This is a genomic window from Pelotalea chapellei, assembly GCF_018531195.1.
GTDB classification, from domain to species: Bacteria; Desulfobacterota; Desulfuromonadia; order Geobacterales; family Pseudopelobacteraceae; genus Pelotalea; species Pelotalea chapellei.
Genome location: NZ_JAHDYS010000019.1, coordinates 1 through 15086, shown reverse-complemented (window position 1 = coordinate 15086; position 15086 = coordinate 1). Strand labels below are relative to the sequence as shown.

Here is a 15086-nt window from a genome sequence, read left to right as displayed (position 1 = left end):
GGCTCACCAACCTATAAATAAAAAACCCCGCCTAAAAAGACGGGGTTTATCAACAGTCTGGAATAAGGCAGCCATGTTGCATGGGTCTGCCTTATTTCGTGAATGTTTGGCATTCAAAATTTAGATACTAATGTCGGCTATGCGATAAAGAGCTTCACGGTATTTTTCAGCAGTCTTGTCGACAATTTCCATCGGCAGCGGCGGTGCCGGAGCTGTTTTGCCCCAGTCCAGTGTCTCAAGATAATCCCGCAGGAATTGCTTGTCAAAGCTGGGTTGAGGTCCGCCAGGTACATAGAGGTCTTTGGGCCAGAAGCGACTGGAGTCGGGAGTCATGCATTCATCGATGATGATCAGTTCGCCATCGTACACGCCGAACTCAAATTTCGTATCAGCAATGATGATCCCTTTCTGGTCAGCCAGCTCCCGGGCACGGGTATAAATTTTGAGGGTATAGTCGCGCGCCTGCTCCGCAAGGTCTTTCCCACAGATTTCAGCCATTTTTTCGAAAGAGATGTTCTCATCGTGGGTGCCCAGTTCAGCCTTGGTGGACGGAGTGAAGATCGGCTCCGGCAGGCGGTCTGATTCCTTCAGGCCGGCAGGGAGCTGGATACCGCAGATGGCGCCGGTTGCCTTGTAGTCTTTCCAGCCGGAACCGGAAACATACCCGCGCACGATGCACTCAGCCGGCAGGGGTTGAGCCTTTTTCACCAGCATCGAGCGCCCTTTGAGCACATCTGCGTAAGGCTGGCATTCAGCGGGGAAATCAGCCACATCGATTGAAATGATGTGGTTTTTGACAATGTCTTCCATCTGGCGAAACCAGAAGGCCGAAATCTGGGTCAGCACAACGCCCTTGTCAGGGATCGGCTGGTTCATGATCACGTCGAAGGCCGAAATGCGGTCTGAGGTCACCAGCAGAAGGGTCTCACCCAGGTCGTAAATGTCCCGTACCTTGCCGCGGGCCATAAGTTTCAAATTTGGAAAATCGGTCTGCATAACAAGTTGTGACATGGTAGGTCTCCTTATCTGACTGCCGTTTGAGTTTGAATGCGTGCAGGCAGCAATGGGCTGCCCAGCAGTCTATTTTTCAGCGACAAGCGCCGGATTCACTTCAATGGTGGCTTTTGCCTTGAGATCCTTCACCCATGCCGCCAGCGCCTCTTCCTGCTTTTTGGGCAGCATGGTCTTCTTAAGTTGCTCCTTGTTCTTGTCGAATTCGGAACGGGGAGCTTCTGTGCGTGCTTTCAGGCGAATTGCATACCAGCGGTTACCGACTTTTAAGGGAGCAGGAGCTGCAGGTGCAGCGGAAGTCAGTTTGAATGCAGCTTCCATCAATTCCGGTGAATTACCGATGACCGGTATATCACCCTTGACCGAGTACCCGAAACTACCGGTGGATTGAGTTTTGGCCGGTGCTTTGGCTGCAAGCTGTTTTGCTGCCTCTTCAGCTTTTTGTTTGGCAAGATCGACAGATTTGGCGGTCCGCGTCTTCTGCTCAACCTCCGACTTTATCTCTGCCAGGGGAGGAACCACCGCTTCTTTGCGTTCTTTAGCCTTAAGGATATAGATGCCTTTGGCGGTTTCAACCGGGCCACCCAATTCACCCTGTTTCAGTTCCAGCGCTTTTTTGATGACAGCTGCCTCGCCATTCAGCGCAGAGGGGGGAGTGGCGACAGAAAAGAGCGATGTGTCCTGGACCTTCAGGTCTAATTGACGTGCGATCAGGCTCAGGTCGCCTGATTTTGCATTCTTGTAAAGAGTGTCAGAAGCGAGTTCATAAGCCTGCTTTGCCGCCTTCTGCTTGAGCGCCTCGGCCCGGACCTTGTCCTTCACTTCGTTGAAAGGGAGAATGCCATCCTTGCCCTGCCAGCGGTCGATGTTCTTCTGGTAGAAAGTTTGGATCTCTTCATCGCTGACCGACAGCTTGGCTGCCATGCTCGCTGGATCAATAAGGACATAGGAGAGAGCAACTTTTACAGGTGTTTTGAACTCATTCTGGTTCTTTTGCAGATAATCCTTCAACTCGGCTTCAGTCGGCTTGATCTGGTCAATTACGTCCGAAGGGGCAAAGGCTACGAATTCCAGATCGAGTTTGTCATTCTCTTTTTTGTATTGAGCCAAGGCCTCGTCATCGGTGACTGTTGCCTTGTCTTTTACAGACTGGCGAGCTTTTTTGATCATCAGCTCGTTTTTCTGGCTCTCCTCGAACTCCTTTGGAGTCATGCGGTTGCTTCTGAGCAGTTGCTGATAAAGATCGAAATTGAAAGCGCCATCCTTCTGGAATGTGGACATTCCAGCGATTTCCTTGGCAACCTCATCCTTGCTGACCTTGATGCCCATTTTCTTTGCTTCTTTCATGACCAGCATGTTGTCAATCAAGCTATCCAAAGCCACTTTTTTAAGATTGAGCATCTTTTCCATCTCAGCCGGGATCGACTGACCATAGATCTGCTGATACATGTTTCTTATGCGTTGATAAGCGGATTGATATTCTTCTACGCTGATTTTGGTGCCGTTCACCTTGGCGGCATAGCCGCGGGAACCGCCTGAACCGTCACTGCCCTTGCCCCACACCAGGAACATGGTCCCAATAAATGAAAGAACAATGATGATAAAAACGATTTTGATGACGATGGATTGTTTCCTCTGGCGAATGATCTCCAGCATAGGCAGGATACTCCTTGAACGGAATTAGAATTGTGCAGTCAAAACGCCGCTCGTGCCGGCGCGAAATGCGGAATATTACTATACGTCCCAAGTGATTGCAAGCTGTTGTTTGTTAGCTTCGGCCGCGTATCCATCCGTTTACATTGCATTATGACCTGTGCTACCGTGCTGCCTGACACACGTCAATCCCCACCAAGGCGAGGTTTTGCTGATGGAACTCAGTTTTTCCCGGACTAATGAAGAAATAGACAAGCTGATCGATCAAGTGTTTGCGGCGTCCGGTGACATCCATCATCCCACCGTCATTCGCGAAATGGTGCTTTCCGCCCTGAAAATCGGCCAGGAGATCGATTATCTCGCCGATCTCAAGCTGATCAATCGCACCTTGCGCGAGATGCGCTACACTGCCAAGGTTTTCGGTCCCTACCGTCACAAGAAAAAAGTAACGGTCTTCGGTTCCGCCCGCACGGCACCGGACGAGGAGATGTACGGGAAGTGCGTCCGCTTCAGCCGCCTGCTTGTTTCAAAGGGATACATGATCATTACCGGCGGTGGTCCGGGTATCATGCAGGCAGGGAATGAGGGTGCAGGCAGCGAGAATTCCTTTGCAGTCAATATCCGCCTCCCCTTTGAGCAGGCGCCCAACTCGGTCATGCTGCGCAACCCCCGGCTGATTACCTACAAGTACTTCTTCAATCGCAAGGTTGCCTTCGTCAAGGAGGCTGATGCTGTTGCTGTCTTTCCAGGAGGTTTCGGGACGCTGGACGAGGCCATGGAGGTCTTCACCCTGGTACAGACAGGCAAAACATCTCCTAAACCGCTGATTCTGATTGATGACGAAGAAGGCTATTGGGAGCGTTTTTTCAATTTCGTGAAACAAAGCCTATTAGTGAAAGGTTTCATCTCGGGCGAAGATTTCTCGATTTTCACCATCACTAAGGATGAGAACGAAGCGGCTGAGGTAATCCAGAACTTTTACCACAATTATCACTCCATGCGTTTTATCGACCACCGGTTGGTAATCCGCCTGAACAAAGAGCTGTTGCCGGAACAGGTTGCCACTCTGGGAGAAGAGTTTCCCGAGCTTGTCAGGGAAGGGGACAAGATCACTTGTTGCAGTCCGTTTCCTGAGGAAGCGGATGAGCCTGACCTGGCTGCCCTGCCGCGCATCACCATGCTTTTTGACCACCATCACTACGGGCTGCTGCTGGCCTTCATCCATCGGATCAATACCTTCTGAAATACAGGTCAAGACTGAGGTCGAGGTCAAGGCTGAGGTTGAGAGGTGCTCAACCTTAACCTTAACCTTAATTTCAGTCTCAGTCTGCTCATTCGTCTTTTGACTTTCCATTTTCGCTTATGCTATAAGTACCCACTTTTTTCCAACAAAGTTTACGCCATCTTCCATATAAAAACGGGGAGGACTACATGAACCATTTTCAGTACAAAGGCACAGAACTTTTTGCCGAAAATGTGGCCGTAAAGGATATCGTTGCCAAAGTGGGCTCCCCGGTCTACATTTACTCCCACGCCACGCTTGAACGCCATTTCAAGGCTTTCGACAATGCCTTCAACGGTGTTGCACATACCATCTGCTATTCTGTCAAAGCCAACTCCACCCAATCCGTGCTGAAAACCTTCATCAACCTCGGCGGTGGCGTGGATATCGTCTCCGGCGGCGAGCTGTACCGCGCACTCAAGGCTGGCGTTGATCCCCACAAGGTGGTGTATTCCGGTGTCGGCAAAAAAAATGACGAGATCGAGTACGCCCTCAATACCGGCATCCTCATGTTTAATGTGGAGTCCGAGCAGGAACTGACCCGCATCAGCGAGATCGCCTCGCGCATGGGCAAGAAGGCGGGCATTGCCATCCGCGTCAATCCCGATGTGGATCCCGGCACCCACCCGTACATCACCACCGGTTTGAAAAATGCCAAATTCGGCATCACCATCGACCGCGCCATGGAAGAGTACAAGCGTGCCGCAACTTTGCCCGGCATCGAGGTGATCGGCATCGACATGCACATCGGCTCACAGCTCACCAAGGTGACTCCCTTCGTGGATTCCATTGAAAAACTGAAGATCATGATCGGCAAGCTTAAGGACCTGGGCATCAACCTGCAATATTTCGACTGCGGCGGCGGCCTCGGTATCCAGTATAATGAAGAAGAGCCGCCATTGCCCGCCGATTACGGCAAGGAAATCGTGGCAGCAACGAAAGACCTGGGCATGCACCTGGTGTTCGAACCGGGGCGCAATATCGTCGGCAACGCGGGCATCCTGACCGCCACCACGCTCTTCACCAAGGAGCGCGACGACAAGAACTTCATCATGATCGATGCCGGCATGAACGACCTGGCCCGCCCGGCGCTGTACGGTTCATTCCACGGCGTGCAGCCGGTGGTCAAGGATCAGGACGGCATGATCGTAGCCGATATAGTCGGCCCCATTTGCGAGTCGGGCGATTTTCTGGTCAAGGATCGCGAAGTGCCCATGTTCAAGCAGGGCGACCTGATGGCGTTCATGTCTGCCGGCGCCTACGGCTTTGCCATGAGCAGCAGCTACAACAGCCGCCCTCGCGTGGCTGAAGTAATGGTCAAGGGTGAAAAATTCGAGGTCATCCGTGAGCGCGAAAAGGTGGAAGACCTGGTGCGCGGCGAAACAGTTGCATCGTTTTTGTAACGGCTACATGCGTACCCTGCTGATATGGGTGTGGTGCGGGGTATTCCTTTCAGGAGTGACATTTACCTCCCCGGCATCCGCCGGACAGTTCGAGCAGGATCTTCTTGTCCGGATCAACAGCTACCGTGCCGCTCACAAGCTGCAACCGCTTGCCGCTTCGGACGTTCTGGAAGATCTGGCCAGGAAGCATAGCAGGGAGATGGAAAAGAGCGGCAACCTGAGCCACGATGGATTCAAGGAGCGCTTTGAGCGCTCGGGGTCGCATGCCTGTGTAGAAAATGTCGGCTGGAACCATGAGACTTCTCTTTCCCAGTTCACCGGGTGGAAGAGCTCCCCCGGTCACGACAAGAACATGCTTTCCAAACAGATAACCAAGGCCGGAATCGACAAGACCGGCCCCTACGTAACTTTTTTCGCCTGTAAATAACTTACTCATACCAGCACCTTTCTAGGAGGTAGAACCATGTTCAAAGGAAGTATCGTAGCCATTGTGACACCATTCAAGAACGGGACAGTGGATGAGGAAACACTGCGCCAGCTCGTGGAATTCCAGATCGAAAACGGCACCGATGCCATCGTGCCCTGCGGCACCACCGGCGAGTCGTCCACACTGGATTATGACGAGCATGACCGGGTGATCGAAATCGTCATCCAGCAGGTCAACAAGCGCGTGCCGGTCATCGCCGGTACCGGTTCCAACTCGACCCGCGAAGCCATCGAGATGACGCAGCATGCCAAGGAACTGGGGGCAGATGGCTGCCTGCTGGTAACCCCTTATTACAACAAGCCGACCCAGGAAGGTCTTTATCGTCACTACACCGCCGTTGCCGATGCCGTGGCAATTCCGCAGATTCTGTACAACGTACCGGGCCGCACCGGCGTCAACATGCTGCCCGAGACCGTGGCGCGTCTGGCCGAGCACAAGAACATCGTGGCGATCAAAGAAGCTACCGGGTCACTGCAGCAGGCCTCGGAAATAATGGCACTGTGCGGAGACAAGATCGACGTGCTGTCCGGCGATGATTTCATCACCTTCCCCATGATGGCTTGCGGTGCAAAGGGAGTTATCTCGGTTCTGGCCAACATCATGCCCAAAGCTGTCGCTGACCTGACCGACGCCTATTTCGCCGGCGATCTGGACAAGGCCCGCAAGCTGCATCTCGATACGCTCAAGATCTCCAACGCCATGTTCATCGAGAGCAATCCGATTCCGGTCAAGACCGCTCTGGGGCTGATGGGCAAATGCTCGGACGAGGTTCGGCTGCCGCTCTGTCCGATGGGCGAGGGAAATAAGGCCAAGCTCGCGGCGATCATGAAAGAATACAAGCTTATCTAGGAAGCGGTTCTTTTCCGCCCTGGCTGCGTAAGTTTCTTCCCCCTCCCTAACCCTCCCCCGCTGGGGGAGGGAACTCTGTCCTCTCCCCCAGCGGGGGAGAGCTAGAGAGGGGGCCCAATCCTCCAGTTTTCTTTGTGCCCTTTGTGTAAAACGAATCTAAGAGGTTTATATGATCAAGATAGCAGTTTGCGGCGCCGCCGGTCGTATGGGACAACGCATCATCAACTCGGTAATCGAGGCCGAAGGAGTTCAGCTTTCGGGCGCGCTGGAGCGGCCGGGCCATCCCATGACCGGTCAGGATGTAGGGCTGGTTGCCGGGTGCGGCGCTCTGGGCGTGAACATCTCCGATGACCTGAATGCCGTGATTGCCGGCTGCGATGTGCTGATCGACTTCACCGCGCCCAAGGTTTCCCTCAAGAACCTGGAAGCCTGCGCACTGAAGAAGAAGTCGATCGTGATCGGCTCCACCGGCTTCACTCCCGAGGAACGCGAACTGGCGGTAGAGTTGGCCAGGGAAATACCGGCAGTGCTGGCACCCAACATGTCGGTGGGGGTCAATGTCTGCCTCAAGGCGCTCAAGGATGTGGCCAAGACCCTGGGCGACGACTTTGACGTGGAGATCGTGGAACTGCACCACAACAAGAAAAAGGATTCCCCCTCGGGAACGGCTGTGCGCATGGGAGAAGTTGTGGCCGAGGCCTTGGGCCGCGACTACAACAAAGTGGCCAACTATCACCGCGAAGGGATCTGCGGCGAGCGCACCAAGGAAGAGATCGGCATGCAGACCGTGCGCGGCGGCGATATCATCGGCGAGCACACCGTCTACTTCATCGGCATGGGTGAGCGCATCGAGATCTCCCACCGGGCCATGACCCGCGACATGTTTTCCCGCGGTAGTGTAAGGGCAGCCAAGTGGGTGGTGGGGAAGGAACCTGGGCTGTACGACATGCAGGACGTCCTCGGTCTGAAATAGGAATGCCGCTTTTGGGCAATTTCGGCGTTGCCCGCGTCATCGCTTGTGACTCGGCCTGATGGCCGCCCCTTCGGGCGCCTTCGCGGTCCAATTTCGCAGGCGAAATTGTGCGACGGACAGTTGAAGTCTCCGCGCTCTTCCTTGGCGCCTGGAACTTGCCGCAAAATCGACATTCCTTGAATGATCAGATGAATGCCGCGCTTTGCGGCATCTTCCTTAAATGCCAGTATTCGGGTGTTAAGAACTTTCCGCCCGGGAAAACAGCTCTCAAGCAGACCATGAACGAAACAAGCCCGATCATTAAAATAGAACATTTCCACAAGGCCTTTTCGTTGAATGGCGAAAAGATCACTGTGCTGGATGATATCAACCTCGAGATCGAGCAGGGGGATATCTTCGGCATCATCGGTGAGAGCGGCGCAGGCAAAAGCACGCTGGTGCGCTGCATGAATTATCTCGAAAAGCCGACCAGCGGCAGAATCATCGTCGATGGCCAGGACCTGTCAAGGCTCACGGAAGGGCAGCTGAGAGAAGCCAGACGCGGCATCTGCATGATATTCCAGCAGTTCAATCTGTTGATGCAGCGCACGGCCGAGAAAAACATCCTCTTTCCCCTTGAGATCGCCGGGGTCGGCAAGCAGGAGGCCAAGGCGAGGGCCAAAGAGCTGCTGGAGCTTGTGGGGCTGTCGGACAAGGCGGACAACTACCCGTCGCAGCTTTCGGGCGGACAGAAACAGCGCGTGGCCATAGCCAGGGCACTGGCCGTCAATCCCAAGGTCATCCTGTGCGACGAGGCCACTTCCGCCCTTGACCCCGCAACGACCCGCTCCATACTGGCTCTGCTCAAAGACATCAACAGGCGGCTGGGCATAACCATCGTCGTGGTTACCCATGAAATGAGCGTCATCGAAGAGATCTGTCAGCATGTGGCCATTATCGATAAGAGCAAGATCGTAGAGGTCGGCAAGGTTCAGGAGATATTTGCCCACCCCAAGACCGCGGCTGCGCAACGGCTTGTCTACCCCGATGCCAAGATGAGGGAACGCTTCATCGGAAAGAGATGTTGCCGCATCGTCTTCGATGGAAGCTCCTCCTATGCCCCCACCGTCGCCAGCATGATACTGGAGTGCAAGGCGCCGGTTAACATCATGTTCGCCGATATGAAGGACATCGATGGGGTGGCCTTTGGGGAACTCGTCCTGCAACTGCCCGAGGACAAGGCCCTGGCCAGCAAGGTTGTAGGCTATTTCCGTACACACAATCTCTTTGTAGAGGAATGGGGGGATGATGCTGAATAGCTCTACTGGCATCATGATCGCCAAAGGCCTGCTGGAGACGCTCTACATGACGGTGTCTTCAACATCTGCGGCGTATCTCATCGGCCTGCCGCTGGGCATCATACTGGTCGTGACAGCAGAAGGGGGCATCCTGCCCCGTCCCGCCTTGAATAAGATCCTGAACATAGTGGTCAATCTGACCAGATCCGTTCCCTTCCTGATTCTGCTGATAGCGGTGCTGCCCATAACCAGATTCATAACAGGAACGACCATAGGCTCGACGGCCACCATCGTTCCGCTGATCATTGCAGCCGCTCCCTTTGTTGCCAGGCTGGTGGAATCATCCATCAAAGAGGTTGATAAGGGGATCATCGAGGCTGGCCTGTCCATGGGGGCAACCCCTTTTGAGATCATTACCAAGGTGATGATACCCGAGGCAAAGCCATCGCTGATAGTCGGCGGCGCCATTGCGACGACAACGATCCTCGGTTATTCAGCCATGGCAGGTATTGTCGGCGGCGGCGGGCTGGGTGACATCGCCATACGATACGGCTATTACCGCTATCAGAATGACATCATGATCGCAACCGTGGTCTTGCTGATCGTGGTTGTACAGGTTTTCCAGGACATCGGGATGAAGATTTCCCTGAAACAGGACAAGAGAAGATAAAAAACAAGGAGACAGGTAACGTGAAAAAAATCGTATCGTTGTTGTTGATTTCATTGATGGCGGTCGCATTCGTGACCGGATGCAAACAGAAAAGCTCCAAGAAGATCGTGGTCGGTGCCTCTCCGGCGCCCCATGCCGAAATTCTCGGCGTTGTCGCCAATGTGCTTAAAGAAAAAGGGTATCAGCTGGAGATCAAGGAATTCACCGATTATGTCCAGCCCAACCTGGCACTGCAGAACAAGGAGCTGGATGCCAACTACTTCCAGCACAAGCCCTATCTGGATGACTTCAACAAAAACAACAAGACGAGCCTCGCATCGGCAGCTGCGATCCATTACGAGCCGCTGGGCATCTATGCCGGCAAAACAAAGGCGCTGGCAGACATGAAAGATGGCGCCATCATTGCCGTGCCCAACGACACCACCAATGAGGCCCGCGCCCTGCTGCTGCTGGAAACGTTGAAACTGATCAAGCTCAAGCCCGAAGCTGGCCTCAAGGCCACGGCAGCCGATATCATCGAAAACCCGAAGCATATCCAGGTAAAAGAGCTTGAGGCAGCACAGCTTACCCGCTCACTGCCCGATGTTGATTTTGCGGTGATCAACGGCAACTACGCCCTGCTGGCCAACCTGTCCGTTACTGCCAATGCCCTGGCCAAGGAAGAAAAACAGTCCCTGGCGGCAACCACCTTTGCCAACATCATCGCAGTGCGGACAGGCGATGAAAGCCGCCCGGAGATCAAGGCGCTGGTTGAAGCTCTGAAGAGCGATGCGGTTAAAAAGTTCATTGAAGATAAATATAAAGGCTCCGTAATCCCCGTATTTTAAAATACGTCGACACTGTAATTTTCAAGGAGGCATCTGCAACATGGCAAAAATCAATGACAACTATCTGAAACTGAAGGCAGGCTACCTGTTCCCCGAGATCGGCCGCCGCGTGCGCGAGTTCAGCGCCGCCAACCCCAGCGCCAAGGTAATCCGTCTGGGCATCGGCGATGTGACCCGTCCACTGGCTCCTGCCGTGATCAAGGCCTTCCACGACGCCGTGGACGATCTGGCCACCACTGACCACTTCGCCGGCTACGGCCCGGAGCAGGGCTACGACTGGCTGATCAACGCGATCATCGAGAAATCCTACAAGCCCCTGGGCGTTGATCTGAAGACCGAGGAGATGTTCATCTCCGACGGTTCCAAGTGCGACTGCGCCAACATCCTCGACATCTTTGCCCTGGACAACGTGGTGGCCATCGGCGACCCGGTCTACCCGGTCTACAACGACACCAACGTGATGATCGGCCGCACCGGCGAAGCTGATGAGAAGGGCTACTACAAGGGCATCGTCTACATGCCCTGCAACGAGGCCAACGGCTTCATCCCCTCGTTGCCCACCGAGAAGGTGGACATCATCTACCTCTGCTTCCCCAACAACCCCACCGGAACCGTGGCCAGCAAGGCCGAGCTTAAGAAGTGGGTCGACTACGCCAACGCCAATGACGCGGTGATTTTCTTCGACGCCGCCTACGAGGCCTTCATCACCGATCCCGCCATTCCCCGCTCCATCTATGAGATCGAAGGGGCCAAGAAGTGCGCCATCGAGTTCCGCTCCTTCTCCAAGACCGCCGGCTTCACCGGCGTGCGCTGCGGCCTGGTGGTCGTGCCCGAGGAAGTAACCGGCACCACCTCCACCGGTGAGCGTTTCAGCTTCAACAAGCTCTGGCTGCGCCGCACCACCACCAAGTTCAACGGCGCCTCCTACCCGGTCCAGAAGGCCGCTGCCGCGGTCTACAGCGAGGAAGGCTGGAAGCAGAACAAGGAAATCATCGACTACTACATGGAAAATGCCCGCATCATCCGTGAAGGGCTTAAAGAGGCCGGTGTCACCTGCTACGGCGGCGTCAACGCCCCTTACATCTGGCTCAAGACCCCCGGCGGCATGACCAGCTGGGACTTCTTCGACAAGCTCTTGAACGAATGCAACGTAGTCGGTACCCCCGGCAGCGGCTTCGGTCCGAGCGGGGAAGGGTACTTCCGGTTATCGGCCTTCGGCCATCGCGAGAATGTGATTGAGGCGGTGGAGAGGATAAAGAAGAATTTGAAGTAGGATGAATTGAAAGGGCGCCCATGTGGGTGCCCTTTTTTATTGAACAAAATCCTGTCTCGCGCAAAGGCGCAAAGTTCGCAAAGAAAAGCTTGAAGGCTTTAAACCTCAAATTATGTCTTGAAGGCTTTAAAGTTTCATTTTTGATAGCTGTTGGTTTGGCCTTCCTTTGCGGCCTTTGCGCCTTTGCGCGAGTTGATGGTGAGTTTTGCGGAGAGAATCATGACTAGGTCACGGGAAAACGAACTGGCAGAGATTGTTGTCGATGCTTCCTTCCGGATTCATCGAACTCTTGGCCCCGGTCTGCTGGAATCGGCATACGAGGCAATCCTGATGCATGAACTCCAGAAGCGGGGGCTTAACGTCGCTGCTCAGGTTCCCGTGCCGGTGGTTTATGAGTCAGTTCGCCTGGATACAGGGTTCCGTGCCGACCTTATCGTCGAGGATTCGGTTCTTGTCGAACTGAAATCCTTGGAGAAAATTGCTCCCGTTCACAAGAAGCAGCTTACAACGTATTTGAAACTTTCAGGAAAGCGGTTGGGTTTACTCATAAATTTTGGAGAAGAGCTGATCAAAAATGGTATAACCAGAATCGTGAATGGCATGCCGGATTGATTGAAAATAGTTTCGCGTCAAGCAGGAATGAACTTGGGCTGTCCCTGGCAAGCGCTTTGAAGGTTGGTTTTCTTTGCGTGCTTTGCGCCTTTGCGAGAGATATTTAAAAGAAGTTTTCACAAGGAGAAATGAGGGGAGAAATGAGGGACACTTCCCGTATTTCAGAAGAATTCCTGTTACACCATGTAATTCAAAAGTGGCGCGGGAGTCCCAGGGACAACATACCTTCAAAAGGGGGATAATTGGCACAAGCCATAGATAACCCCGACCGTTGACAATCCCACCCCCTTACGGTAGAAACTACCAATGAACACGATACCACTGACAATCACTCTCTTCGTAGTCGTAGTCGTCACCATGTGACGGCTCTGCGCTGCCATTAACGGAGCGCGGGCCACCAGCCCGCGCTCTTTCAGTATCACCAGGCCGCGGTTTTATCCCCGCGGCCTTTGTTTTTGTGGCGCAGTCATTTTCCTTTTGGAGGTCCACCACATGCAGATCACCGATCACATCCACGCCCTGAAGATTCCTTTTTCCGTTCCCACCCCTGCCGGCCCGATCGAGCGCTTTGTCTTCGTCTACCTGATCTGCGGCGAAGAGACCACGCTGATCGACAGCGGGGTTGCCGGCTCCGAAACTCTGATTCTCCCCTACCTGGAGCGCCTGGGGCGCGGGAAGCGCATCGACCGCCTGATCCTGACCCACAGCCACCCCGACCATATCGGCGCGGCCCACGCCATCCAGGCCATCACCGGCTGTCGCGTGCTGGCCGGCGCAGCCGAGCACACCTGGATCGAGGACACCGATCGCCAGGCCCGCGAGCGGCCGGTGCCGGGTTTCGAGATCCTGGTGGGTGGGCCGGTCAGGGTGGATCAGATCGTTGCAGATGGCGAACGGCTGAACCTGGGGGGAGGCTTGTCATTGAAGGTGATCGGAACCCCGGGGCACTCGGCCGGGTCGCTGTCCTACCTGCTGGCCCCGGACAGGGCACTGTTCTCGGGGGATGCGGTGCCGGTCGCGGGAGACATGCCGATCTACGATGATTTCAGCACCTCGCTGGCAACCCTGGAACGCCTGCAGCAGATGGAAGGTGTGGGACTGCTGCTGGAAGCGTGGCAGCCGCCACGAACGACGGTAATCTCCGAGCGGATCTCTGAAGGCCGGTCATGGCTGCAGGCTGTCGATCGGGCAGTACAGATGGCGGCGCCGGCACCGGATGTCGATCCCCTGGCCCTCTGCCGACAGGTGGTGACCACCCTGGGGCTGCCCCCGCTGGCCGCAAACCCGCTGGTGGCGCGTTCGCTCCGGTCGCACATCAGGTGGTGACGCTCATTGACCCGTCTACCGCTGTGTTGGTCCTTCCTGTCACACCCTAGAGCCTGTGGTATTCTTTTCATTATGACGAGTGGTTTACACAGACCACTTCCGAGGGAGGCGCAGTGCCGGCAAACAACGAAGATCTGCACGGAAATGTCCCTGAATCCTGCACCGTAGCGCTGCTACTGATCGACGTCATCAACGACATGGAGTGGGAAGGGGGCGAAGCGTTGGCGGAACGGGCGCTGCCGATGGCCAAGGCGGATCGCTCAGCTCAAGGGGCGGGCCAGGGAAGCGGGATTTCCGGTCATCTACGCCAACGACAATTTCGGCCGCTGGAAGTCGGACTTTCGCCAGGTGGTGCGGCACTGCCTGGATGACGGCGTGCGCGGCAAGGTGGTGACCGAGATCCTCCGGCCCGAGGAGGATGATTACTTCGTGCTCAAGCCGAAACACTCCGCCTTTTACGCCAGTACCCTCGATACACTGCTTACCTACCTCGGCACCCGCACGGTCATCCTGACCGGCATCGCCGGGAACATCTGCATCCTCTTCAGCGCCAACGACGCCTACATGCGTGACCTGAACGTGGTGGTGCCATCGGACTGCGTGGTTTCCAACACCGAGGAGGAAAACCGCCACGCGCTGGATCAGATGGCCAAGATCCTCAAGGCGGATATCACCTCCTCTACTGAACTCGACCTGCAGGCGCTGCTGGCCCGGAACGAGAACGCGCTGCTCCGGCGGTGACCTCGAAACCAGTCAACGGCTATGCGCACATATAATTCTGGGGGACACCATACCTAATTCACCGGCGGCCGCTTGGCCGCCATTGCTGTTTCAAAAACAACACCTCCGGCCTATCGGGTGTATAATTGCACCACACAAGGAGGAGGTTCGTCATGACATACAACCCGATTGTCTGGTTCGAAATTTACGTGCAGGAGATGGCGCGGGCGAAGAAGTTTTACGAGACGTTGCTGGGCCTCACACTGACCCAACTGGAAAGCCCGATCCCAGGTATGGAGCTGTGGGCCTTCCCGATGGAGCAGGGTGCCCCCGGCGCGACCGGCGCCCTGGTGAAGATGGAGGGGAAAGATTCCGGCGGTGGCGGAACTCTGATCTATTTCAGCTGTGCCGACTGCAGCATCGAGGCAGCCAAGGCCGCGGCCAACGGTGGCCAGATCTTCAAGGAGAAGTTTCCCATCGGGCAGTATGGTTTCATCGCCCTGGTCTACGACACGGAAGGGAACATGATCGGCCTGCATTCGATGCAGTGACTGACAGGTTGTTGAAAAACGGCCATCTCGCCGCCGTCCTCGAAAACCACCTTGTGCGCCGTAGCGCTTCGGTCCTCACCCAATCCCTCTCCCTGGGGAGAGCAACTGTGTTAGGTGTCAAGAGGTGTTATGTGTGTTGCATGAAATTCGGGTCCCACGGCACCATGTTTTT

At 55.1% G+C, this 15086-nt stretch carries 16 protein-coding genes; 14 read left to right on the top strand and 2 right to left on the bottom strand.

The genetic code is table 11. The features are described 5' to 3' along the window. Positions 1–120 precede the first annotated feature (120 nt). Together KJB30_RS15840 and KJB30_RS15835 are read right to left on the bottom strand one after the other, a co-directional pair. Positions 121–1011 (bottom strand): phosphoribosylaminoimidazolesuccinocarboxamide synthase, encoded by an 891-nt coding sequence (locus tag KJB30_RS15840; protein ID WP_214301129.1) that lies wholly within the window; start codon positions 1009–1011, stop codon positions 121–123. A gap of 69 nt (positions 1012–1080) precedes the next feature. Beyond that, on the bottom strand, positions 1081–2667 hold the full coding sequence (locus KJB30_RS15835) for a peptidylprolyl isomerase (protein ID WP_214301127.1): 1587 nt from the start codon (positions 2665–2667) through the stop codon (positions 1081–1083). Between the two features lie 211 nt (positions 2668–2878). Here KJB30_RS15835 and KJB30_RS15830 point away from each other — a divergent pair, with 211 nt between their 5' ends. The 14 genes from KJB30_RS15830 to KJB30_RS15765 all read left to right on the top strand — a co-directional run bounded on the left by KJB30_RS15830 (position 2879) and on the right by KJB30_RS15765 (position 14914). Next, on the top strand, positions 2879–3907 hold the full coding sequence (locus KJB30_RS15830; protein WP_214301126.1) for an LOG family protein: 1029 nt from the start codon (positions 2879–2881) through the stop codon (positions 3905–3907). Between the two features lie 188 nt (positions 3908–4095). Next, the gene (lysA, locus tag KJB30_RS15825; protein WP_214301124.1) at positions 4096–5349 is read left to right on the top strand and encodes a diaminopimelate decarboxylase; all 1254 of its coding nucleotides are present in this window, start codon (positions 4096–4098) and stop codon (positions 5347–5349) included. Continuing rightward, positions 5333–5776 (top strand): CAP domain-containing protein, encoded by a 444-nt coding sequence (locus KJB30_RS15820; RefSeq protein ID WP_214301123.1) that lies wholly within the window; start codon positions 5333–5335, stop codon positions 5774–5776. The genes lysA and KJB30_RS15820 overlap by 17 nt, the downstream gene beginning before the upstream one ends. A 36-nt stretch (positions 5777–5812) precedes the next feature. Beyond that, complete coding sequence (dapA, locus tag KJB30_RS15815) at positions 5813–6685, top strand: 4-hydroxy-tetrahydrodipicolinate synthase (RefSeq protein ID WP_214301121.1); 873 nt, start codon at positions 5813–5815, stop codon at positions 6683–6685. A 169-nt stretch (positions 6686–6854) separates the two neighbouring features. Continuing rightward, a complete protein-coding gene (dapB, locus tag KJB30_RS15810; protein WP_214301119.1) occupies positions 6855–7658 on the top strand; it encodes a 4-hydroxy-tetrahydrodipicolinate reductase in 804 nt (267 codons plus the stop codon). 107 nt (positions 7659–7765) lie between these two features. After that, positions 7766–8956: a methionine ABC transporter ATP-binding protein gene (locus KJB30_RS18300; protein WP_496198538.1), complete on the top strand. Its 1191-nt coding sequence runs from the start codon at positions 7766–7768 to the stop codon at positions 8954–8956. Continuing rightward, positions 8943–9605 carry a methionine ABC transporter permease gene (locus KJB30_RS15800; protein ID WP_246545745.1) on the top strand — a complete coding sequence of 221 codons (663 nt, stop codon included), beginning with the start codon at positions 8943–8945 and terminating at the stop codon, positions 9603–9605. Before KJB30_RS18300 ends, KJB30_RS15800 begins: the two co-directional genes overlap by 14 nt. A 20-nt stretch (positions 9606–9625) precedes the next feature. Next, positions 9626–10432 carry a MetQ/NlpA family ABC transporter substrate-binding protein gene (locus tag KJB30_RS15795; protein WP_367619002.1) on the top strand — a complete coding sequence of 269 codons (807 nt, stop codon included), beginning with the start codon at positions 9626–9628 and terminating at the stop codon, positions 10430–10432. A gap of 40 nt (positions 10433–10472) precedes the next feature. Beyond that, positions 10473–11705: an LL-diaminopimelate aminotransferase gene (locus KJB30_RS15790; protein WP_214301117.1), complete on the top strand. Its 1233-nt coding sequence runs from the start codon at positions 10473–10475 to the stop codon at positions 11703–11705. Positions 11706–11924: 219 nt separating this feature from the next. Then, positions 11925–12317: a GxxExxY protein gene (locus KJB30_RS15785; RefSeq protein ID WP_214301115.1), complete on the top strand. Its 393-nt coding sequence runs from the start codon at positions 11925–11927 to the stop codon at positions 12315–12317. A gap of 492 nt (positions 12318–12809) precedes the next feature. Beyond that, positions 12810–13643, top strand: a complete 834-nt coding sequence (locus KJB30_RS15780) for an MBL fold metallo-hydrolase (protein WP_214301113.1) — start codon at positions 12810–12812, stop codon at positions 13641–13643. 113 nt (positions 13644–13756) lie between these two features. Continuing rightward, the gene (locus KJB30_RS15775) at positions 13757–14014 is read left to right on the top strand and encodes a hypothetical protein (protein ID WP_214301111.1); all 258 of its coding nucleotides are present in this window, start codon (positions 13757–13759) and stop codon (positions 14012–14014) included. Beyond that, a complete protein-coding gene (locus tag KJB30_RS15770) occupies positions 13899–14384 on the top strand; it encodes a cysteine hydrolase family protein (protein WP_214301239.1) in 486 nt (161 codons plus the stop codon). Before KJB30_RS15775 ends, KJB30_RS15770 begins: the two co-directional genes overlap by 116 nt. 152 nt (positions 14385–14536) lie before the next feature. Continuing rightward, positions 14537–14914 (top strand): VOC family protein, encoded by a 378-nt coding sequence (locus KJB30_RS15765; protein WP_214301109.1) that lies wholly within the window; start codon positions 14537–14539, stop codon positions 14912–14914. The last annotated feature ends 172 nt before the right edge of the window (positions 14915–15086 follow it).

Bases quoted from the DNA above. Each gene is read 5' to 3' on its own strand.
- KJB30_RS15840 (WP_214301129.1), bottom strand. From the start codon at position 1,011: ATGTCACAACTTGTTATGCAGACCGATTTTCCAAATTTGAAACTTATG.
- dapB (WP_214301119.1), top strand. From the start codon at position 6,855: ATGATCAAGATAGCAGTTTGCGGCGCCGCCGGTCGTATGGGACAACGC.
- KJB30_RS15765 (WP_214301109.1), top strand. From the start codon at position 14,537: ATGACATACAACCCGATTGTCTGGTTCGAAATTTACGTGCAGGAGATG.
- KJB30_RS15835 (WP_214301127.1), bottom strand. From the start codon at position 2,667: ATGCTGGAGATCATTCGCCAGAGGAAACAATCCATCGTCATCAAAATC.
- KJB30_RS15780 (WP_214301113.1), top strand. From the start codon at position 12,810: ATGCAGATCACCGATCACATCCACGCCCTGAAGATTCCTTTTTCCGTT.
- KJB30_RS15790 (WP_214301117.1), top strand. From the start codon at position 10,473: ATGGCAAAAATCAATGACAACTATCTGAAACTGAAGGCAGGCTACCTG.
- KJB30_RS15800 (WP_246545745.1), top strand. From the start codon at position 8,943: ATGATGCTGAATAGCTCTACTGGCATCATGATCGCCAAAGGCCTGCTG.
- lysA (WP_214301124.1), top strand. From the start codon at position 4,096: ATGAACCATTTTCAGTACAAAGGCACAGAACTTTTTGCCGAAAATGTG.
- dapA (WP_214301121.1), top strand. From the start codon at position 5,813: ATGTTCAAAGGAAGTATCGTAGCCATTGTGACACCATTCAAGAACGGG.
- KJB30_RS15785 (WP_214301115.1), top strand. From the start codon at position 11,925: ATGACTAGGTCACGGGAAAACGAACTGGCAGAGATTGTTGTCGATGCT.
- KJB30_RS15830 (WP_214301126.1), top strand. From the start codon at position 2,879: ATGGAACTCAGTTTTTCCCGGACTAATGAAGAAATAGACAAGCTGATC.